This window comes from Hydrogenophaga sp. NFH-34 (assembly GCF_021401345.1).
GTDB classification, from domain to species: Bacteria; Pseudomonadota; Gammaproteobacteria; order Burkholderiales; family Burkholderiaceae_C; genus Hydrogenophaga; species Hydrogenophaga electricum.
On sequence record NZ_JACBGE010000024.1, the window covers coordinates 45869 to 66656 of the forward strand.

Here is a 20788-nt window from a genome sequence, read left to right on the forward strand (position 1 = left end):
GTTCCCGAGGAGACCTTTCATGAAGAAGCGCACCCTGCTGACCCTTTCCCTGGCTGCCGCTGCCACCCTGAGCGCACCGGCCATGGCCCAGAACGCCTACCGCTCCGAATACCGCATGTCGCTCGTGCTGGGGCCGGCCTTCCCCTGGGGCAAGGGCGGCGAGATCTGGGCCAACAAAGTGCGCGAAAAGACGCAGGGCCGCATCAACATCAAGCTGTACCCGGGCGTTTCGCTCATCCAGGGTGACCAGACGCGCGAGTTCAGCGCGCTGCGCCAGGGCGTGATCGACATGGCCATCGGCTCGACCATCAACTGGTCGCCGCAGGTCAAGCAGCTCAACCTGTTCTCGCTGCCCTTCCTGATGCCCAACTACGCCTCGGTCGACGCGCTGACGCAGGGCGAAGTCGGCAAGCGCCTGTTCACGACGCTGGAGAAGGCCGGCGTGGTGCCGCTGGCCTGGGGCGAAAACGGCTACCGCGAAATCTCCAATTCCAAGAAGGCCATCAAGAGCCCGGCCGATCTCAAGGGCATGAAGATTCGCGTGGTCGGCTCCCCGCTGTTTATCGACACCTTCACCGCCCTCGGTGCCAACCCGACCCAGATGAGCTGGGCCGATGCGCAGCCGGCCATGGCCAGCGGCGCCGTCGATGGGCAGGAAAACCCGCTGTCGGTCTACATGGCGGCCAAGCTCTACAACGTGGCGCAAAAGCACATCACGCTGTGGGGCTACATGAACGACCCGCTGGTCTTTGTCGTCAACAAGGATGTGTGGAACAGCTGGACGCCGGCCGACCGCGAAATCGTCAAGCAGGCGGCGATCGAGGCTGGCAAGGAGCAGATCGCGATTGCGCGCAAGGGCGTGGTCGAGGCCGACAAACCCCTGCTCAAGGAAATCGCCTCGCACGGCGTGACCGTGATCGAACTGAGCGCTGCTGAACGCGCCGAATTCGTCAAGGCCACGCGACCGGTGGTCGACAAGTGGAAGGGCCAGATCGGCGCCGATCTGGTGAACCTGGCGGAAAAGACCGTCGCTGCTCACGCCAAGTGAGCATCCGAGCCGTTCTGCTGCGCAACGAAGCACCGTGAGCAAGGCCTTCACCAAAGAGACGGACGGCGATGACGACGAGGATCTCCCGGCGGTTGCGCCGCTGCCGGGAGGCAAGAACTACATCACCCGCGCCGGCTACGACCGGCTGCGGGCCGAGCTGTTCCAGCTCATGGACGAAGAGCGCCCCCGGATCGTCGAGATCGTGCACTGGGCGGCCAGCAATGGCGACCGTTCGGAGAATGGCGACTATCTCTACGGCAAAAAGCGGCTGCGCGAGATCGACCGCCGTATCCGTTTCCTGACCAAACGGCTGGAAATCGCCGAGGTGGTGGACCCGTCGCTCCACCATGGCGGGGAGCAGGTGTTTTTCGGTGCCACCGTCACCTACGCCGATGCCGAGGGCGACGAAACCACGGTCACCATCCTCGGCGTGGACGAGGCCGACAGTGCGCGCGGCCAGATCAGCTGGATCTCGCCCGTGGCGCGGGCCTTGCTCAAAACGCGTGTTGGCGACACGGTGAAGCTGGCGCTGCCCGGCGGCGTACAGGCGCTCGAAGTGCTCGCGGTGGCGTACCCGGCGCCTTGAGCCGGCGCGCGCTACGCCACGCGATCCCATCAGGGATCGCGAATCAATCCTTGACCGGTTTGAAGCGCTGAGCCCGGATGACCGACGGCGTGCGGCGCAGGCTGCGCAGCACGTCCGCCAGATGCTGGCGATCGCGCACGCTGAGCGTGAAGCGGATGTCGGTGGTGGTCTGGGCCGGGTCTTCGCCCATGTCCACGTGGTTGATGTCGGCCTCCGCGTGCGCAATGGCCGCGGCCACGCGGGCGAGTACGCCCTTGCCATTGTTCACCGTCACAACGACCGAGCTGTCAAAGGGGCGCACCGTCTCGTCGGCCCATTCCACAGGCAGGAAACGCTCGCTGTCGCGCGCCAGCAGCCGCTTGCCGTGGGGGCAGTCCTCCACGTGCACCACCAGGCCTTCGCCGCGCCCCAGATAGCCGACGATGCGGTCACCCGGAATCGGCCGGCAGCAAGGCGCGTACTGCACCGAAGCGCCTTCGCTGCCGTCCAGGCTGACGATGCCCTGCGTGCTGCCCTCGCCGGGGCCGCCGGCATAGCGTTCGGTGCTGATGAGCAGCGCGTCGGGCTTGAGGCCGGTTTCGGTCAGCAGCACGGCCAGTTTTTTGCCCACCATGTTGGCGATGCGTTTGCCCATGCCGACGTCGGACAGCAGTTCCGCGCGCGACTTGTTGCCGGTGAAGCGCAGCAGCTTGTCCCACACGACCTTGTATTCGCCATCTTCCTGCGGCAGGCGGGCAATGCCCTCGCTGCGCAAGGCCTGGCCGAGCATGCGTTCGCCCAGTTCCACCGCCTTTTCCTGCGCGCCGGTCTTGAGGTGGTGGCGGATCTTCGAACGCGCACGCCCCGTGCGGGCGAACGACAGCCAGGACGGGCTGGGCTCGGCGCTGGCGTTGGTGATCACCTCCACCACGTCGCCGTTGTTGAGTTCGGTGCGCAGGGGGCGCTGCTCGCCGTTGACCATGGCGCCCACGGCGGTGTTGCCGACCCCGCTGTGGATGGCATAGGCGAAGTCGACCACGGTGGCGCCGCGCGGCAGCGACAGGATCTTGCTCTTGGGCGTGAACACGTAGACCGCATCGGGAAAGAGGTCGATCTTGATGTGGTCCCAGAATTCCCCGGCGTCGCGGGTTTCCTGCTGGATGTCGAGCAGCGACTGCAGCCACTGCGTGCCCAGGCGCTGCGAGGTGTCGCTGCCCGGCTCGTTGGCCTTGTAGAGCCAGTGGGCGGCCACGCCCGATTCGGCCACCACGTCCATGGCGTGCGTGCGCAGCTGGAATTCGATGTTGGTGCCCACCGGCCCGATCAGCGTGGTGTGCAGCGACTGGTAGCCGTTGACCTTGGGAATGGCCACGTAGTCGCGGAACTTGCCCGGCACGGGTTTGTAGAGCTGGTGCAGCACGCCCAGGCCGGTGTAGCAGTCGGTGAGTTCGGGCACGACGATGCGGAAGCCGTAGATGTCGGTCACCTGCGAGAACGACAGGTGCTTGCTGTCCATCTTGCGGTAGACCGAATACAGCGTTTTTTCGCGGCCCATGATGCGCACGTTCAGGCCATGCTGGCGGAACGCGCTGTCGACTTCGCCCTGGACCCGGGCGATCAGGTCCTTGCGGCGGGTGCGCGACTTGGCCAGCGCCTTGGCGAGGATGTCGTAGCGCCAGGGATGCAGGAAGCGGAACGACAGGTCCTGCAACTCGCGGTAGGTGAAGTTCAGGCCCAGGCGGTGCGCGATGGGCGCGTAGATCTCCAGCGTCTCGCTGCTGATGCGCTTCCATTTGCTGCGGGGCATGTCGCCCATGGTGCGCATGTTGTGCGTGCGGTCGGCCAGCTTGATGAGGATGACCCGCACGTCCTTGGCCATGGCCAGCAGCATCTTGCGGAAGCTCTCGGCCTGGTTCTGCTCGCGGGAGTCGAACTCCAGCTTTTCCAGCTTGGTGAGGCCGTCCACCAGGTCGGCCACGGCCGCGCCGAAGCGTTCGGCCAACTGGACCTTGGTGACGCCGCAGTCCTCGATCACGTCGTGCATCAGCGCTGCCATCAGCGCCTGGGCATCGAGCTTCCATTCGGCGCATTGCGCCGCGACCGCGATAGGGTGGGTGATGTAGGGGTCACCGTTTTTGCGCATCTGGCCCAGATGGGCCTGATCGGCCAGGCGGTAGGCCTGACGGATCAGTTCGATGTCGCTGGCGGGCAGGTAGTCGAGTTTGCCGAGCAGGGCCGCAAAACTGGCTGCGGCCGCGCTGGCCGACGCGGCCGCAGGGTCGCCTGAGGCCGAAGGGCTGGAAACCGGTTCCACGAAACTGCTCATCCCCCTACTTTAGCCGCTCGCGCACGATGTTGCAGTCGCGAAACAGGGAGGCCCCGCTCTCAACGCGCAGGCGTGAGCACGGTGGGGCGCGCTTCGGGCAGCTTTTCCGGGTAGTCGCGGCTGCAATGCAGGCCCCGGCTCTCGTGCCGCTGCTGGGCCGAGCGCACGATCAGCTCGGCCACCTGCACCAGGTTGCGCAGCTCCAGCAAGTCGCGGGTGACGTGGAATTGCGCGTAGAACTCCTGGATTTCGCGCTGCAGCAGCGCGATGCGGTGCGCGGCGCGTTCCAGGCGCTTGTTGGTGCGCACGATGCCCACGTAGTCCCACATGAAGCGGCGCAGCTCGTCCCAGTTGTGCGAAATCACCACCTGTTCGTCGGCATCGGTCACGCGGCTTTCGTCCCACAGCGGCAGGCTGGCTGCTTCGGGCGACTGGGCGGCGAGGATTTCGTTCACGGCGGCCTGGGCGAACACCATGCATTCCACCAGCGAATTGCTGGCCAGGCGGTTGGCGCCGTGCAGACCGGTGCAACTGGCCTCGCCCACGGCATAGAGCCCGTCCACGCTGGTGCGCGCGGCCAGATCGGTGACCACGCCGCCGCAGGTGTAGTGCGCCGCGGGCACCACCGGAATGGGTTCGCGCGTGATGTCGATGCCCAGTTCGGCGCAGCGCGCCAGGATGTTGGGGAAATGCTCGCGCAGGAACTCGGGGCTCTGGTGCGAGATGTCCAGGTGCACGCAGTCGAGGCCGTGCTTCTTCATCTCGTGGTCGATGGCGCGGGCCACGATGTCGCGCGGGGCGAGTTCGGCGCGCGGATCGTGGTCGGGCATGAAGCGGTGGCCGCCCAGGTGTGGCGGCAGCTTGAGTTGACCGCCTTCGCCGCGCACGGCTTCGGAGATGAGGAAGTTCTTGACGTGCGGGTGGTACAGGCAGGTGGGGTGGAACTGGATGAATTCCATGTTCCCCACCTGGCAACCAGCGCGCCAGGCGGCGGCGATGCCGTCGCCGGTGGCGGTGTCGGGGTTGGTGGTGTAGAGGTAGACCTTGCCGGCGCCGCCCGTGGCCAGTAGGGTGTGGCCCGCGCTGAAGGTTTCCACCACGTCGCGGTCCACGTCCAGCACGTAGGCACCCAGGCAGCGGTCGGGCACATCGGTGCTGGCGCCCGCCAGCTTGCGGCGGGTGATCAGGTCCACCAGCATGTGGTTCTCGAAGAAGGTGATGCCCGGCGTGGCGCGCGCCCGTTCGCTCAGCGTGGCCTGCACGGCGGCGCCGGTGGCATCGGTGGCGTGCACGATGCGGCGGTGGCTGTGTCCGCCTTCGCGGGTCAGGTGCAGCTCGCCCGCCGCGCTGCCGTCCAGGGTGGAGAAAGGCACGCCCAGTTCGCGCAGCCAGGCGATGGCGGCGGGCGAGTTTTCCACGGTGAAGCGGGTGGCCGCCTCGTCGCACAGGCCGGCGCCGGCGATGAGCGTGTCCTGCACATGCGATTCGAAGCTGTCTTCGGCCGACAGCACCGCGGCAATGCCGCCCTGCGCCCAGCTGCTGGAGCCATCGGAAATGCCGCGTTTGGTGACCACGGCCACGCGGTGCGTGGGGGCCAGCCGCAGCGCGGCGGTCAGGCCGGCCAGTCCGCTGCCGATGATGAGGACGTCGAAGTGGTGGGTGGTGCTCATGGGAGGGAAGGGCCGGCCGTTCGGCCTGGGCTGGCGCGGAGGCGCCCGTTGCAAGAAAAGATCAGGCCGGACTGTAGGCCAGCCGCACGTAGACAGGCGCAAAAGCCTCCGCCTGTGTGAGCTCGATCAGCGTTTCCTTGGCCAGTTCGAGCATGGCGATGAAGGTCACGACCAGCACCGGCACGCCCTGGCTCACGTCGAACAGGTCGCCGAATTCGACAAACTTGCGGCCCTGCAGCTTGCGCAGCACGATGCTCATGTGTTCGCGCACCGACAGTTCTTCGCGGCTGATCTTGTGGTGCTGCACGAGCTTGGCGCGCTTGAGGATGTCGCGCCAGGCGCTCTGCAGGTCGAGCACGTGCACGTCAGGGAAGCGCGGTTGCAGCGACTGTTCCACGTACACCTGGGCCCGCAGGAAGTCGCGGCCATATTGGGGCAGGTCGGCCAGGCGCTGCGCGGCCAGTTTCATCTGCTCGTATTCGAGCAGGCGGCGCACCAGTTCGGCACGCGGGTCTTCGGCTTCTTCGCCCTCGGCCGTCTTTTTGGGCGGCAGCAGCATGCGCGACTTGATCTCGATGAGCATGGCGGCCATGAGCAGGTACTCGGCCGCCAGTTCCAGGTTGTGCGAGCGGATTTCCTCGACGTAGCTCAGGTACTGGCGGGTGACGGCCGCCATCGGGATGTCGAGGATGTTGAAGTTCTGCTTGCGGATCAGGTAGAGCAGCAGGTCCAGCGGGCCCTCGAAGGCCTCCAGGAACACGCGCAGCGCATCGGGCGGGATGTAGAGGTCGCGCGGCAGGTCGAACAGCGGTTCGCCATACAGCCGCGCCACGGCCACGTGGTCGACCACGCCGGGCAACACCGCATCCAGCCCTTCGGGGGCTTCGTCGAGGACCACGGGTTCCTGGCTCATGCCGGAGCGGCGACGGCGCAGGCGGGATCAGCGCTGGTCGGGCTCGGTCTGGTAGACGTAGGGCTTCTGCGGCACGCTGGCGGCATCGGCCTGGCGCTGGAATTCGCGGTCGATCTGCTGGTCCCACAGCAGGGCGCGGCCCTGCCGCTGCTCGGCGTCGAGCTGCGGGCGGCTGGCCTTGAGCTGCTCGATGAACTGGGTGGCGTCGGAGGTGTAGTGCGGGCGACCGAAGAGGGACATGACGATTCCGGAATCGGACTGGTTGGGGAAAACGCCAATTTTACCGGTCCCGGACCACGGCTTCAGCGGGGCCTGTGGGGGCTCACTGGCAGGTGTCCAGCCGCTGGGCAAAGCCCGAGCGTTCGATCAGGGAGCGGGGTTGTTCGTTCAGGCCCACCATGCCCAGGCGGCCACCGCGCTTTTCCAGGGCCTTGTGGACCTGTTCGAGCGCGTCTAGGCCCGTGGTGTCCAGCGATATGAGCTGGGAGGCGTCGAGCATCACCCGGAGGCCGGGCTCGGCCCGCTCGACCTCGGCGACGATGGGGTCGAGCTTGGCCGCCGCGCCGAAGAACAGCGAGCCATAGAGCCGGTAGGTGAGCTGGTGCTCGGTGCGCGCCACGGGATCGACCCGGAAGATCGCGCTCTGGCGCCGCACGAACAGCAGGCAGGCCAGCACCAGGCCGAGTTCCACGGCCACCGTCAGGTCGAAAATGATGGTCACTAGGAAAGTGGACACCATCATCAGCCGGTAGTGGTTGGTGAAGTGTTTCAGGCGCCTGAATTCGCGCCATTCGCCCATGTTCCAGGCCACGAACAGCAGAACCCCGGCCAGCACGGCGAGCGGAATGTGCTGCGCCAGCGGCGCGGCGATCAGCACCACGGCCGCCAGCGTGGCCGCATGCACGATGCCGGCCACTGCCGATGTGGCGCCCGAGCGGATGTTGGTCACGGTGCGGGCGATGGTGCCGGTGGCCGGCATGCCGCCAAAGAACGGCACCACCACGTTGGCCACGCCTTGCGCCATCAGCTCCTGGTTGGGGTCGTGCTTGGGTGTGTCGCTGAGCTGGTCGGCCACACGGGCACACAGCAGCGATTCGATGGCACCCAGCAGCGCGATGGTGAGCGTGGGCGTGACCAGCAGGCGCGCGGTTTCCCACGAAAAGTCGGGCAGTTCGAAGGCCGGAACGCCTTGGGGAATACCGCCGAAGCGGGTGCCGATGGTTTCTACCGGCATCGACAGGGCCCACGAAGCCAGCGACAGCGTGATCAGCGCCACCACCGGCGCGGGCAGGCGCGAGGTGGCCTTGAGTGCGCTGACGGTGTCGTATTGCGCCAGCTGACGGCGGAACTGGGAGTCCACCGCCCACAGGCGGGGCCAGATGAACAGGCCCAGGATGCACAGCGTGCCCAGACCGAAGGCGTAGGGGTTGAAGCTGTCCAGATGGTGCGCGAGCGCACCGATCTGGCTGAAGAAATCGCCGGGCATCTTGGCAATGTCCAGGCCCAGCCAGTCGCGCACCTGCGACAGCGCGATCAGCACCGCGATGCCGTTGGTGAAGCCGATGACCACACTCACCGGTACGTAGCGCACCAGGGTGCCCAGACGGAACAGACCCAGCAGGAACAGCAGCACCCCCGCGCTGGCGGTGGCGATCAGCAGGTTGGCCACGCCGTAGCGCTCGACGATGCCGTAGACGATGACGATGAAGGCGCCCGCAGGGCCGCCAATCTGCACCGAAGTGCCTCCCAGGGCCGAGATCAGGAAGCCCGCGATGATGGCTGTCCACAGGCCGGCTTCGGGCTTGAGGCCGCTGGCGATGGCGAAGGCCATGGCCAGCGGCAAGGCCACGATGCCCACGGTGGCGCCGGCGCCCATGTCCTTGCCCAGGCGTTCCCGGTTGTAGCCACGCAGATCGGCGAGCAGCCGGGGTCGGAAACTGGCCAGGGGAGGGAGGTTCAGCGACATCACCAAATGTTACTGCCAGGGGGCCGTGGCGCCACACGGACTTGCCCGGGTGCGCAGCACCGGGCACGGATCCTGAGGGGCGGGTGTCGGCAGTGGCACCTTCAGGGGATTACACTGATCCGAGCACCCGGCGAGAAGCCGGGCAGGAGCAAGCATGACATCAAGGTGGCGTCGATACCGTCGGAGCCTGCGGCGGGCGTTGTGGGTGCCCATCCTCGGGGCGTCTTTCTGGCTGGGGGCGTGCGACCCGCAGGCCATCAGCGAACTGGAAGAAGGCGTTTCGACCGAAGCCGACGTGCGCCAGCGCTTCGGCCCGCCCGAGGCGGTGTGGGACGGGCCGGACGGCTCGCAGATCTACGAATACAACCGCCAGCCCGCCGGCTACCAGAACTACCAGATCACCATCGGTCCGGACGGCAAGATGAGTGCGTTGCGCCAGGTGCTCAACGCCCGCACGTTCGACCAGATCCAGCCCGGCATGCCGATGGAGACCGTGCGCAAGCTCTTGGGCAAACCGATGAAGATCACCGAATACGCGCTCAAACGCGAAACCCATTACGACTGGCGCTGGCGGGACGGGCCGAACGAAAGCGATTCGAAGGTCTTCACCGTGGTGTTCAACCCGGACCTGCGCGTGGTTTCCACGATGTCGGTGCGCGACCCGGACCTGGAGCGCAACCGCTGACCGGGGGGCTGTTTCAGGCCGCGCGCAGGCGCTGCCAGTCGTCGAGCGCCGGGCGCAGCACCAGCAGCAGCAGGGCCAGGGCCAGCGGCACGGTGCTCACGTAACCCACAAACTTGAAGCCGAAGGCACCGGCGATGCCGCCGAGCAGAAAGCTGGCGATGAGCTGGGCGTGCACCCGCAGCCGCCGGCGATCGGCACGCACCGGCTCGGCCCCCGGCAGGCGGTTCATGTAGAACAGGCGCCCGAGTTCGATGCCCAGGTCTGTGACCAGACCGGTGACGTGCGTGGTGCGGATGCGGGCTTTGGAAATCTTGGTGATCACCGCGTTCTGCAAGCCCATGATGAAACACAGCAGCACCACGGTGACCGGCAGGATCAGCGTGTGCCACAGGCTCAGGGCCGCGCCGAACAGGCCGAACACCAGCAGCAGCGCGGCTTCCACGATCAGCGGCAGGCCATAGGCGCTGCGCAGCCGGCGCCGCATGCCCCAGTTGACCAGCCAGACCGTGCACATGGTGCCCAGCAGAAAGGCCAGCAGCGAAGCCAGGCCCGCGCCGACCAGCACGAACTGGCCGAGCACCAGGTTGTCGGCCAGTGACGAGACGATGCCCGTCATGTGCGAGGTGTATTGCCCCACGGCCAGAAACCCGCCGGCGTTGGCCGCGCCGCCCACGAAGGCCAGCACGGTGCCGAGCTTCAGGTCCGTCTGCGGCGTGCGCTGCAGGCTGGTGAAACCGTGGATCGGCGCAAACATCGGGGCGTGGCTTTCAGCGCACGCGCATGCCCGGCGTGGCGCCCGGCCAGGGGTTGAGCACGTGGATGCCCGGGTGGGTCTTTTCGTCGCCGTGGCTGGCGGCGAGCACCATGCCTTCGCTGACGCCGAATTTCATCTTGCGCGGCGCGAGGTTGGCCACCATCACGGTGAGCTTGCCCACCAGGTCTTCGGGCTGGTACATGCTGGCAATGCCGCTGAAGACGTTGCGCGTGCGGCCTTCGCCCACATCCAGCGTCAGGCGCAGCAGCTTGGTCGAGCCTTCGACCGCCTCGCATTGCACGATCTGGGCGATGCGCAAGTCGATCTTGGCGAAGTCGTCGATGGTGATGGTGTCGGCAATGGCCTCACCGCCCGGCAGCGGCTTTTCCACCACCGGCGGTGCCGGCGGCTCGAACAGCGCGTCGAGTTGTTCAGGGGTCACGCGCTGCATCAGGTGCTGGTAGGTGCCGATGGTGTGGCCGGCCGGCAGAAGCGCCTGCGCGTCCGCCCATTGCAGCGACGTTGTGTTGAGGAAGGTCTCAACCTGCTGCGCCAGCGCCGGCAGCACGGGCTTGAGGTAGAGCGCCAGCAGGCGGAACGCCTGGATGCAGGTGGTGCACACGTCCTGCAGGCGGGCTTCGGCGCCTTCCTGCTTGGCCAGTTCCCAGGGTTTGTATTCGTTGACGTATTCGTTCACGCGGTCGGCCAGCAGCATGATCTCGCGCACGGCGCGCGCGGTGTCGCGCTTGTCGAAGGCGTCGGCGATGGGCGCGGCCTGTTGCTGCAGCGTGGCCAGCAGCGCCTGGCCCTCGGACCCCGGCATGCCGAGCTGGCCGGCGAAGCGCTTGCTGATGAAACCGGCGGCGCGGCTGGCGATGTTGATGAACTTGCCGATCAGGTCGGCGTTCACGCGCGCCATGAAGTCTTCGGGGTTGAAGTCGATGTCTTCGTTCTTGCCATTGAGCTTGGCCGCGATGTAGTAGCGCAGCCATTCGGCGTTCATGCCCAGGCGCAGGTACTTGAGCGGATCGAGGCCGGTGCCACGGCTCTTGCTCATCTTCTCGCCGTTGTTGACGGTCAGGAAGCCGTGCACGCAGATTTTGTCGGGTGTCTTGCGGCCGCTGAACTTGAGCATGGCGGGCCAGAACAGCGTGTGGAACGTGACGATGTCCTTGCCGATGAAGTGGAACTGCTCCAGCGCCGGGTCGGCCATGTAGGCCTCGTAGCTCTCGCCGCGTTTTTCCAGCAGGTTCTTGAGCGAGGCGAGGTAGCCGATGGGGGCGTCCAGCCAGACGTAGAAATACTTGCCCGGCGCGTCGGGGATCTCGATGCCGAAGTAGGGCGCGTCGCGGCTGATGTCCCAGTCGCCCAGGCCCTCGCTGGTGCTGCCATCGGGGTTGGTGCGGACGGTGAACCACTCCTTGACCTTGTTGGCCACTTCGGGTTGCACATGCACACCGTCCTGCGTCCAGCCCTGCAGGAATTCCACGCAGCGCGGGTCAGAGAGCTTGAAGAAGAAGTGTTCGGAGTTCTTCAGCACCGGCTTGGCACCCGAGAGGGCCGAGTAGGGCTCGATCAGGTCGGTGGGCGCGTAGACCGTGCCGCAGACCTCGCAGTTGTCGCCGTACTGGTCCTTGGCGTGGCACTTGGGGCATTCGCCCTTGATGTAGCGGTCGGGCAGGAACATGCCCTTTTCGGGGTCGAAGAACTGCTCGATGGTGCGGGTTTCGATCAGGCCGGCGGCGCGCAGGTCGCGGTAGATGGCCTGCGCCAGCTCGGTGTTTTCGGGGCTGTGCGTGGAGTGCCAGTTGTCGTGGCTGATGTGGAAACCGTCCAGGTAAGGCTTGCGCCCGGCGGCGATGTCGGCGACGAACTGCTCGGGCGTCTTGCCGGCTTTTTCGGCGGCGATCATGATCGGCGCGCCGTGCGCATCGTCGGCGCCCACAAAGTCCACCCGGTGGCCCATCATGCGCTGGAAGCGCACCCAGGTGTCGGCCTGGATGTATTCCATGATGTGGCCGATGTGGAAATGGCCGTTGGCGTAGGGCAGGGCGGTGGTGACGAACAGGCGTCGCTGGCTCATGGCAGATGGCGCGGTTGAGGCGTTTTTCGGGGGAACCCTTGATTTTAGGCGGGGCTTGGCATCGGCGTTAGACTGCGGGCCGCCCGCCCCTGGCTGGCCTCAACCACTACAAGGAGTTTTCCCCCATGGCTGTCGACAACCAGGCCCTGCTGGGCGCCCTGCAGGGCGTGATCGATCCGAACACCGGCAAGGATTTTGTGTCCACGCGGGCGCTGAAGAACCTGCAGGTCGACGGGGGTGACGTGTCGTTCGACGTGGAGCTGGGTTACCCGGCCAAGAGCCAGATGCCGGCGCTGCGCCGGGCGCTGGTGGAGGCCGCGCGCACGGTGCCGGGGGTGGCCAATGTCTCCGTGCAGCTGCAGGTGCATGTGGTGGCCCATGCGGTGCAGCGCGGCGTGCCGCTGCTGCCCGGCATCAAGAACATCATTGCCGTGGCCTCGGGCAAGGGCGGGGTGGGCAAGAGCACCACCGCCGTGAACCTGGCGCTGGCGCTGGCTTCGGAAGGCGCGCGCGTGGGCATTCTGGATGCCGACATCTACGGCCCCAGCCTGCCGCAGATGATGGGTATCTCCGGCCGGCCGCAGAGCGTGGACGACAAAAGCATGGAGCCGCTGGAAAACCACGGCGTGCAGGTGATGTCGATCGGCTTCCTGGTCGACCCCGACCAGGCCATGATCTGGCGTGGTCCCATGGCCACCCAGGCGCTTGACCAGTTGCTGCGCCAGACCAACTGGCGCGAGCTGGACTACCTCATCGTCGACATGCCGCCCGGCACCGGCGACATCCAGCTCACGCTGGCCCAGCGCGTGCCGGTGACCGGCGCGGTGATCGTGACCACGCCGCAGGATATCGCCCTGCTCGATGCGCGCAAAGGCATCAAGATGTTCGAAAAGGTGGGCGTGCCCATTCTGGGCATCGTGGAGAACATGGCGGTGTACTGCTGCCCCAACTGCGGCCACACCGAACACATCTTCGGCGCTGACGGCGGCAAGAAGATGGCGGCCGAACTGGCCATGGACTACCTGGGTGCGTTGCCGCTGAACATGGGTATCCGTGTGCAGGCCGACAGCGGCGAGCCCACCGTGGTCGCCGAGCCCGAGGGCGAGATTGCCGGTATCTACCGCACCGTGGCACGCCAGGTGGCGATCAAGATCGCCACCAAGGCCAAGGACTACTCCAGCAAATTCCCCAACATCACCATCTCCAAAGGCACCTGACGCACACGGCGCATACCGGCCGGGCGTCAGTAGCGCAACTGGCCCTGGCCGTCGATGATGGCCAGTTCCACGTAGTCGGAGCCGTTGTGTGACTGGGGCGAGTAGCGCGCCTTGAAACGCCCGAACGCGATCTCGCCCGCGTTCTCCAGCGTGCGCGTGAAGGAGGCGGTGCTCAGGTCACGGCCGGTGCGCCGCAACCCTTCGACCAGCAGCCGGGCATGCACGAAGCCCTCGAACTGCGATGCCGAAGGCGCCGCATCGGGCGACTTGGTCCGGAGCAGGCTCAGGTACTCGGACACCACCGGCACGGTGGTGTTGCGCAGCGAGGGCATGATCTGCGCGAGGATGATGCCGCGCGCCTTGTCCCCGAGCTCCCGCTTGATCACGTCAAGGCTGGCGACCGAAAAGCCGTAGAAGACCGGCCGGGACGGGGTGGCGAGCACCGCCTTGACGTAGTTGGGGAAGGTCTGGCCGGCGGTGCCCAGAATCACGGCCTGGGGGTTGGCCTGGGCCGTGGCTGCAGCGGCGGCGGCAAAGTCCGGCGCGGCCGGATTCACCTTCACCTCGGCCACCAGCGGCAGGTTCTGCGAGGCCGAGGCCTTGCGCACCTCGGCCAGCAGGGCCTGGCCGAACGCGTCGTCCTGGTAGAAAACGGCGAGGCGGTTCACGCCGATCTGTTTGATCTGCGAGACCATCTTTTCGGCCTCGTTGGCGTAGCTGGCGCGCACGTGGAAGAGGTACGGGTGGACGCGCTCGCGCATGGACGAAGCGCCGGTCACCGGGCCGAACAGGATGGTCTGGGACGCTTGCAGCATCGGCAGCACCGCCGCGGTGTGGGCCGTGCCCGAGCTGTTGAACAGCATGAACACCTTCTGCTCTTCGATCAGCTGGCGGGTGTTGTTCACGGCGCGCTGCACATCGAAGCCATCGTCCAGGCTGGTGAAGCGGATCTGGCGGCCGTGGATGCCGCCTGCGGCGTTCACGGCATCGAACAGCAGACGCGCGCCCTCACCATATTGCAGGGTTTGCGGGCCAAGAGGGCCCGTCAGCACCTGCGAGGAACCGAGCCGGATTTCGGTGGGGGTGACACCCTCGTTACCGGCATGCGCGGCAGCGGCGAGCAAGGCCATGCACGCCGCGATCCATCTGCGAACCATCTTGTCTCCTTCGTGCCGGCTGGAAGTCGTTGGTCATCTCGTTATGTTCTAAAACGAAATGCCTTCCCCGGGACCGGGGGTTTCCCCTGTGTCGGGGGCGGAAAGGAGACAGGCGGTTGCTGGCAGGGGGTCAGTGGTTCACGAACAGCCGCTGGTTCTCCAGCTCGCGCAGCTTGAAGCGCTGGATCTTGCCGGTGGCGGTCTTGGGCAGTTCGGCCACGAATTCGACGAAGCGCGGGTATTTGTAGGGGGCGAGCTTGTCTTTCACGAAGGCCTGCAGCTCGGCTTCGGTGGCTTGCTGGCCGGGCTTGAGCACCACGTAGGCCTTGGTCTTGGTCAGGCCTTCGTCGTCGTTTTTGCCGATCACGGCGGCTTCGAGCACGGCGGGGTGCTGCACCAGCGTGGCCTCGACTTCGAAAGGGCTGACGTAGATGCCGCTGACTTTGAGCATGTCGTCGTTGCGGCCAGCGTAGGTGTAGTACCCGTCGGGGTCGCGCACGTACTTGTCGCCGCTTTTGGTCCAGGCGCCCTGGAAGGTGTCGCGCGACTTGGCGCGGTTGTTCCAGTACAGCAGCGCCGCGCTCGGGCCCTGGATATAGAGGTCGCCGATCTGGTTGTGGCCGTCGATCACGCGGCCGTCTTCGTCGCGCAGTTCCACGGCATAGCCGGGCACGGGTTTGCCGGTGGTGCCGTAGCGCACGTCGCCCGGGCGGTTCGAGAGGAACACGTGCAGCATCTCGGTGGAGCCGATGCCGTCGATGATTTCGCAGCCGAAGTGGGCCGTCCAGCGCTCGCCGATGTCACGCGGCAGCGCCTCACCGGCGGACGAGCACAGGCGCAGCGCCACTTGGTCGCGGGGCGGCAGTTCGGGGCTGGCGAGCATGCCGCCGTAGCCGGTGGGGGCACCGTAGAACACGGTGGGCCGCTGTTCCACGAAGCGCTTGAAGCAGGCCTGCGGCGTGGCGCGTTCGGCCATCAGCACCACGCTGGCGCCGGCGCTCAGGGGGAAGGTGAGTGCGTTGCCCAGGCCATAGGCGAAGAAGAGCTTGGCGGCGGAGAAGACGATGTCGTTTTCCTGCAGCGCCAGCACGCCCTTGCCGTACAGCTCGGCGGTCCACCACAGGTTGGCCTGGGTGTGCACGGTGCCCTTGGGGGCGCCGGTGGAGCCGCTGGAATAGAGCCAGAAGGCGGGCTCGTCGCCGTGCGTGTCGGCGCCGTCGCCCGGGGGTGTGGCCGCCACGAGCGCGGCCCAGTCGTGCGCACCGGCCGGCAGGGCGCCCGTGCCGCGCGAGACGATCAGCGTCTTCGCTTCGTGCCCGCCGTCGGCCAGTGCGGTCTGCAGCGTGGGCAGCAGTGCGCCCGAGACGATGGCTGCCTGCGAGCGGCTGTCGGCCAGCATGTAGGCGTAGTCCTTGGCGGTCAGCAGGGTGTTCACGCACACCGGCACCACGCCCGCGTGCAACGCCCCCAGGAAGCTCACGACCCAGTCGCTGCTGTCGTGCATCAGCAGCAGCACGCGGTCTTCACGGCGCAGGCCCAGGGCGACCAGCGCGGCCGAAAAGCGCCGCACCTGGTCGGCCAGTTGACCGTAGCTGAGCGTGCCCGCGTCATCGATCAGCGCCACCTTGCCGACACGGCCGGCGTTGAGTTGCATCAGGTGGCGGGCGAAGTTGAAGCGGGCGGGTGGGGCGGCGGTTTCGAGGGGCATGTCTGTCTCCTGTTTTCTGATGAAACGCGGGGGCACTCAGGCGCTTTTCGGCAAACAGTGCCCCAGTCCAGGATGCGGTGGAACAGGCTTTGCCGGGCCACGTGCATCGCCCCCTCAGGGGGTGACGCCGAAGGCGGCGCGGGGGGCACACAACACATCCAGTGCGGCGCTGCTGGCCTGCACCGCGCTGCGGCGGTGGTAGAAGCCCAGCGCACGCAGGCCGCCAAGCTCTTCGCCGCCGCCCGCACGGCCGGGGCCGCCGTGCAGGCTCATGGGCATGACGTTGCCGTGGCCGGTCTGGCTGGCGGCCACGTCGGGGCTGATGGCGTGCACACGCCCGTGGCTGTCGGCCAGCTCGGCGGCGGCGCGGGCGATGAAGGCCGGGTCTTCGCTGTAGACCGAGGCCACCAGCGAGCCCTCGCCGCGGCGAATGAGCTCATAGGCCTGGGCCTCGCTGTCGTAGGGCATGAGGGTGGCCACGGGGCCGAACACCTCCACCTCGTGCAGCACCTTCGCGCCCACCGGGTCCTGGGTGCCCAGCAGCGTGGGCGCCACGCAGGCGGCCACGGCGGGGTCGGCGTCGACCAGCGCCACGGCGCTGCCGTCCACCAGCACCTCGGCCTCGGTCTTCAGGTGCTGAATGCCGGCGATCACGCTGTCGTACTGCTCGCGGCTGACCAGCGCACCCATGCGCACGCCTTCGTGGCGCGGGTTGCCCACGGTGGTCTTGGCCAGCTTGGCGCCGATGGCCTGGGCGACGGCGCCGTACAGCGCGCGCGGCACGAAGATGCGGCGGATGGCGGTGCACTTCTGGCCGCTCTTGACCGTCATCTCGCGCACCACCTCGCTCACCAGGAGGTTGAAGGCTTCCCCGCCTTCGCTGGCGGCCGGGTCGAGCAGGGCGCTGTTGAGGCTGTCGGCCTCGATGTTGCAGCGCACCGAGCGCTGGGCCACCGCCGGGTGGCTGCGGATGATGCGCGCCGTTTCGGCCGAACCGGTGAAGCTGACCACGTCAAACGGCTGGAGCTGGTCCATCAGCCCGGCCGAGGAGCCGCAGACCACCGACAGCGCACCCGCCGGCAGCACGCCGGCCTTGACCACGTCTTCCACCATGCGCTGGGTCAGCCAGGCGGTGGCGGTGGCGGGCTTGACGATCACCGGCACGCCCGAGAGCAGGGCGGGTGCGGCCTTTTCCCACAGACCCCAGCTCGGGAAGTTGAAGGCGTTGATGAACAGGGCCACGCCGCGCGTGGGCTGGAGCACGTGCTGGGTCTGGAACACCGGGTCCTTGCCCATGCGGATGCGCTCGCCATCGAGCAGCACGCTGGCTTCACCCAGGGCCTCGCCCTGTTTGGCGTAATAGCCCAGGGTGAAGATGCCGCCGTCGATGTCGACCGCCGAATCCTTGGTGACGGTCCCGGCATTGCGGGTGGCGATGTCGTAGTAGGCGTCGCGGTTGGCCTGCAGCACCTTGACGATGGCGCCCAGCAGGGCGGCGCGCTGGCCATAGTTCAGGGCGCGCAGCGCGGCGCCGCCCTGTTCGCGGGCGAAAGTGAAGCCTTCGGCCAGGTCCAGGCCGGTGTTGTCGACGCGCACCAGCGCCTCGCCGGTCACCGGATCGAGCAGGGTCTGGCCACGGCCGGTGCCGGTTTGCCAGCGGCCGGCGAAGAAGTTGGGGAGCAGGGGGAGATCGGTGTGGGCGGTCATGGCAGCGGGTTCCGGGATGCAGCGGTTTGCGTAAATGCCGTGGCCGTGGCCACGGAATGACGTTATAAATGCACTATCTTGCGTCTTGAGGAGTATGCATTAAAGTGCATGTCCCGAGGCATTTTGACGACTGGGGTTTACCCTCGACCGCTTCGCCAACAGACGAAAGGCGCCCGCGCCATGACCGCCAGCGACACCCTCATCGCCCCGCCAGCCCCTGCCGCCGACGACGCCGAGCGCCATCCCTTCCTGGTGGCGCTGGGCGAGCGCGTGCGCAATCTGCGCTCGCGCAAGGGCATGACGCGCAAGGCGGTGGCGGTAGCGGCCGATGTGTCCGAGCGCCACCTGGCCAACCTCGAATACGGCACCGGCAACGCTTCCATCCTGGTGCTGTTGCAGGTGGCGCAGGCCTTGCAATGCTCGCTGGCCGAGCTGATCGGCGACGTCACCACCAGCTCGCCCGAATGGCTGCTGATCCGCGAGTTGCTGCAGGGGCGCAGCGAGGGCGATCTGCGGCGTGCGCGGGTGCAACTGGCCGAGTTGCTGGGCGCCAGCGGCGGTGTGGACGCGCAGGGCCGCCAGGCGCGTGTGGCCCTGATCGGCCTGCGCGGGGCGGGCAAATCCACCCTCGGGCAGCGGCTGGCGCAGGACCTGGGATTTCCGTTCATCGAACTCAGCCGCGAGATCGAGCAGTTTGCCGGCTGCAGCATCAGCGAGATCCACAACCTCTATGGCGCCAACGCCTACCGGCGCTACGAACGGCGCGCGCTGGAGGAGGCGATCCAGATCTATCCCGAGGTGGTGATCGCCACGCCCGGCGGGCTGGTGGCGGATTCGGCCAACTTCAACCTGCTGCTGCAGCACTGCACCACGGTGTGGCTGAAGGCCGATCCGGCCGATCACATGGGGCGGGTGGCGGCGCAGGGCGACATGCGCCCCATGGCGGCCAGCCGCGAGGCGATGGAAGACCTCAAGCGCATCCTGGAAGGGCGTGCCGCCTTCTATTCCAAGGCCGATCTGGCCTTCGACACCAGTGCGCTGCCACTGGAAGACAGCTTCGTGAAACTGCGGCGGGAAGTGCGGCAACTGCTCCGGCTGCCGGTCTGAGCGGACCTGGTCTCCGGGTTTCTCCGGGGGTTTGAGAACTAAACTGCATTTGACGGCGCACCGGAATATGCACTATTATTCATGTCATGCCGCGCGGATGTGCGGCCCGACCGTCCTGAACTGCCCGCCGACCCGAACCCGAGGAGACTTCCATGACCGCCACCGCCGCCCCCAGCGTCGACTACCAGACCCATCCCTCGCGCTACCAGCATGTGCAACTGAGCTTTGACGGCCCGGTGGCCACGCTCTCGCTGGCCATCAACGAAGACGCGGGTCTGCGCCCGGGCTACAAGCTCAAGCTCAACAGCTACGACCTGGGCGTCGACATCGAGCTGCACGACGCGCTGCAGCGCATCCGCTTCGAGCACCCGGAAGTGAAGTCCGTGGTGGTCACCAGCCTGAAGGACCGGGTGTTCTGCTCGGGCGCCAACATCTTCATGCTGGGCCTGTCCAGCCACGGCTGGAAGGTGAACTTCTGCAAGTTCACCAACGAAACCCGCAACGGCATCGAAGACAGCAGCCAGCACAGCGGCCTGAAGTTCGTGGCCGCGCTCAACGGCGCCTGCGCCGGCGGTGGTTACGAGCTGGCCCTGGCTTGCGATGAGATCGTGCTGGTCGATGACCGTTCCAGCGCCGTGAGCCTGCCCGAAGTACCGCTGCTGGGCGTGCTGCCCGGCACCGGCGGCCTGACCCGCGTGACCGACAAGCGCCATGTGCGCCACGACCTGGCCGACATCTTCTGCACCAGCGTGGAAGGCGTGCGCGGCCAGAAGGCCGTGGACTGGCGCCTGGTCGACGCCATCGCCAAGCCTGCGGTGTTCCAGCAGGCCGTGCGCGAGCGTGCCGACAAGCTGGCTGCCGGCAGCCATCGCGGCGCGGCTGGCGCACGGGGCGTGGAGCTGACGCCACTGAACCGCACGATCGCGGCCGACAGCCTCACCTACCAAAACGTGTCGGTCGCCATCGACCGCGCCAAACGCACCGCCACCTTCACCGTGAAGGCCCCGCAAGGTGCGCAGCCGACCGACATTGCCGGTATCGAAGCGCTGGGCGCGAACTGGTACGCCCTGCAAATGGTGCGCGAGCTGGACGACGCCATCCTGCACATGCGCACCAACGAGCTGGACATCGGCACCTGGCTGCTCAAAACCGAAGGCGATGCCGCCGCCGTGCTGGCCAACGACGCGCTCATGCTCGCGAACAAGGACCACTGGTTCGTCAACGAAACCATCGGCCACCTGCGCCGCACCTTCGCCCGCCTGGACGTGTCCTCGCGCAGCCTGTTCGCGCTGCTGGAGCCGGGGTCTTGCTTTGCCGGCACGCTGGCCGAGCTGGCTTTCTGCGCCGACCGCGCCTACATGCTGGTGCTGCCCGACGAGCCGGAAAAGCAGCCCGCACTGACCCTGGGCGAGATGAACTTCGGCTACCTGCCCATGGTCAACGGCCAGAGCCGCCTGCAGCGCCGCTTCTACGAAGAGGTGGGCCCGATGGAAGCCGCGCGCGGCGCCATCGGCCAGGCGCTGGACGGCGACGCGGCGCTGAAGCTGGGCCTGGTCACCGCGGCCCCCGACGACATCGACTGGGCCGACGAAATCCGCCTGGCGCTGGAAGAGCGCGCGGCCATGTCGCCCGACGCGCTGACCGGTCTGGAAGCCAATCTGCGCTTCGCCCAGAAGGAAAACATGTTCACCCGCATCTTCGGTCGCCTGACCGCCTGGCAGAACTGGATCTTCCAGCGCCCCAACGCCGTCGGCGAGAAGGGCGCGCTCAAGGTCTATGGCAAGGGCGAAAAGGCCGCCTTTGACTGGAATCGCGTGTAACCCCCCTGCGCCGCTGCGCGGCTTCCCCCCTTTCTGGCGCGCCTTTGGCGCTTGAAGGGGGG

16 protein-coding genes are annotated in these 20788 nt (G+C 67.1%); 6 read left to right on the top strand and 10 right to left on the bottom strand.

Annotated features, from left to right (window positions below; genetic code table 11):
* Positions 1 to 19: 19 nt before the first annotated feature.
* Both L0977_RS20235 and greB read left to right on the top strand, forming a co-directional pair.
* Positions 20 to 1048, top strand: coding sequence for a DctP family TRAP transporter solute-binding subunit (locus L0977_RS20235; protein WP_234266667.1), 1029 nt, complete (start codon positions 20 to 22; stop codon positions 1046 to 1048).
* Positions 1049 to 1082: 34 nt separating this feature from the next.
* Complete coding sequence (gene greB, locus L0977_RS20240) at positions 1083 to 1634, top strand: transcription elongation factor GreB (RefSeq protein ID WP_234266668.1); 552 nt, start codon at positions 1083 to 1085, stop codon at positions 1632 to 1634.
* Between the two features lie 43 nt (positions 1635 to 1677).
* On the opposite strand, the gene L0977_RS20245 is transcribed toward greB, so the two are convergent.
* The 5 genes from L0977_RS20245 to L0977_RS20265 form a co-directional block, all read right to left on the bottom strand.
* Positions 1678 to 3939 (bottom strand): RelA/SpoT family protein, encoded by a 2262-nt coding sequence (locus L0977_RS20245; RefSeq protein ID WP_234266669.1) that lies wholly within the window; start codon positions 3937 to 3939, stop codon positions 1678 to 1680.
* Positions 3940 to 3998: 59 nt separating this feature from the next.
* Positions 3999 to 5609, bottom strand: coding sequence for an L-aspartate oxidase (gene nadB / locus L0977_RS20250; RefSeq protein ID WP_234266670.1), 1611 nt, complete (start codon positions 5607 to 5609; stop codon positions 3999 to 4001).
* A gap of 61 nt (positions 5610 to 5670) precedes the next feature.
* Positions 5671 to 6522, bottom strand: coding sequence for a segregation and condensation protein A (locus tag L0977_RS20255; RefSeq protein ID WP_234266671.1), 852 nt, complete (start codon positions 6520 to 6522; stop codon positions 5671 to 5673).
* Between the two features lie 27 nt (positions 6523 to 6549).
* The gene (locus tag L0977_RS20260) at positions 6550 to 6762 is read right to left on the bottom strand and encodes a DUF3460 family protein (RefSeq protein WP_234266672.1); all 213 of its coding nucleotides are present in this window, start codon (positions 6760 to 6762) and stop codon (positions 6550 to 6552) included.
* Positions 6763 to 6844: 82 nt separating this feature from the next.
* On the bottom strand, positions 6845 to 8488 hold the full coding sequence (locus L0977_RS20265; RefSeq protein ID WP_234266673.1) for a SulP family inorganic anion transporter: 1644 nt from the start codon (positions 8486 to 8488) through the stop codon (positions 6845 to 6847).
* Between the two features lie 154 nt (positions 8489 to 8642).
* Here L0977_RS20265 and bamE point away from each other — a divergent pair, with 154 nt between their 5' ends.
* A complete protein-coding gene (gene bamE / locus L0977_RS20270; protein ID WP_234266674.1) occupies positions 8643 to 9173 on the top strand; it encodes an outer membrane protein assembly factor BamE domain-containing protein in 531 nt (176 codons plus the stop codon).
* A gap of 13 nt (positions 9174 to 9186) precedes the next feature.
* Here bamE and L0977_RS20275 read toward each other — a convergent pair whose 3' ends face one another.
* Both L0977_RS20275 and metG read right to left on the bottom strand, forming a co-directional pair.
* Positions 9187 to 9927, bottom strand: a complete 741-nt coding sequence (locus tag L0977_RS20275; protein ID WP_234266675.1) for a YoaK family protein — start codon at positions 9925 to 9927, stop codon at positions 9187 to 9189.
* Positions 9928 to 9940: 13 nt separating this feature from the next.
* On the bottom strand, positions 9941 to 12010 hold the full coding sequence (gene metG / locus L0977_RS20280) for a methionine--tRNA ligase (protein ID WP_234266676.1): 2070 nt from the start codon (positions 12008 to 12010) through the stop codon (positions 9941 to 9943).
* 125 nt (positions 12011 to 12135) lie between these two features.
* Here metG and apbC point away from each other — a divergent pair, with 125 nt between their 5' ends.
* On the top strand, positions 12136 to 13227 hold the full coding sequence (apbC, locus tag L0977_RS20285) for an iron-sulfur cluster carrier protein ApbC (RefSeq protein WP_234266677.1): 1092 nt from the start codon (positions 12136 to 12138) through the stop codon (positions 13225 to 13227).
* A 26-nt stretch (positions 13228 to 13253) separates the two neighbouring features.
* Here apbC and L0977_RS20290 read toward each other — a convergent pair whose 3' ends face one another.
* The 3 genes from L0977_RS20290 to L0977_RS20300 all read right to left on the bottom strand — a co-directional run bounded on the left by L0977_RS20290 (position 13254) and on the right by L0977_RS20300 (position 17799).
* Positions 13254 to 14384 carry an ABC transporter substrate-binding protein gene (locus tag L0977_RS20290; protein WP_234266678.1) on the bottom strand — a complete coding sequence of 377 codons (1131 nt, stop codon included), beginning with the start codon at positions 14382 to 14384 and terminating at the stop codon, positions 13254 to 13256.
* A gap of 130 nt (positions 14385 to 14514) precedes the next feature.
* Entirely contained in the window at positions 14515 to 16092 is a 1578-nt protein-coding gene (locus tag L0977_RS20295) for a benzoate-CoA ligase family protein (RefSeq protein ID WP_234266679.1), read from the bottom strand.
* A gap of 114 nt (positions 16093 to 16206) precedes the next feature.
* Complete coding sequence (locus L0977_RS20300; RefSeq protein ID WP_234266680.1) at positions 16207 to 17799, bottom strand: 3,4-dehydroadipyl-CoA semialdehyde dehydrogenase; 1593 nt, start codon at positions 17797 to 17799, stop codon at positions 16207 to 16209.
* A 180-nt stretch (positions 17800 to 17979) separates the two neighbouring features.
* On the opposite strand from L0977_RS20300, the gene L0977_RS20305 reads away from it, so the two are divergent.
* The gene (locus tag L0977_RS20305) at positions 17980 to 18906 is read left to right on the top strand and encodes a helix-turn-helix transcriptional regulator (RefSeq protein ID WP_234266681.1); all 927 of its coding nucleotides are present in this window, start codon (positions 17980 to 17982) and stop codon (positions 18904 to 18906) included.
* 152 nt (positions 18907 to 19058) lie between these two features.
* On the top strand, positions 19059 to 20726 hold the full coding sequence (gene boxC / locus L0977_RS20310) for a 2,3-epoxybenzoyl-CoA dihydrolase (RefSeq protein ID WP_234266682.1): 1668 nt from the start codon (positions 19059 to 19061) through the stop codon (positions 20724 to 20726).
* The last annotated feature ends 62 nt before the right edge of the window (positions 20727 to 20788 follow it).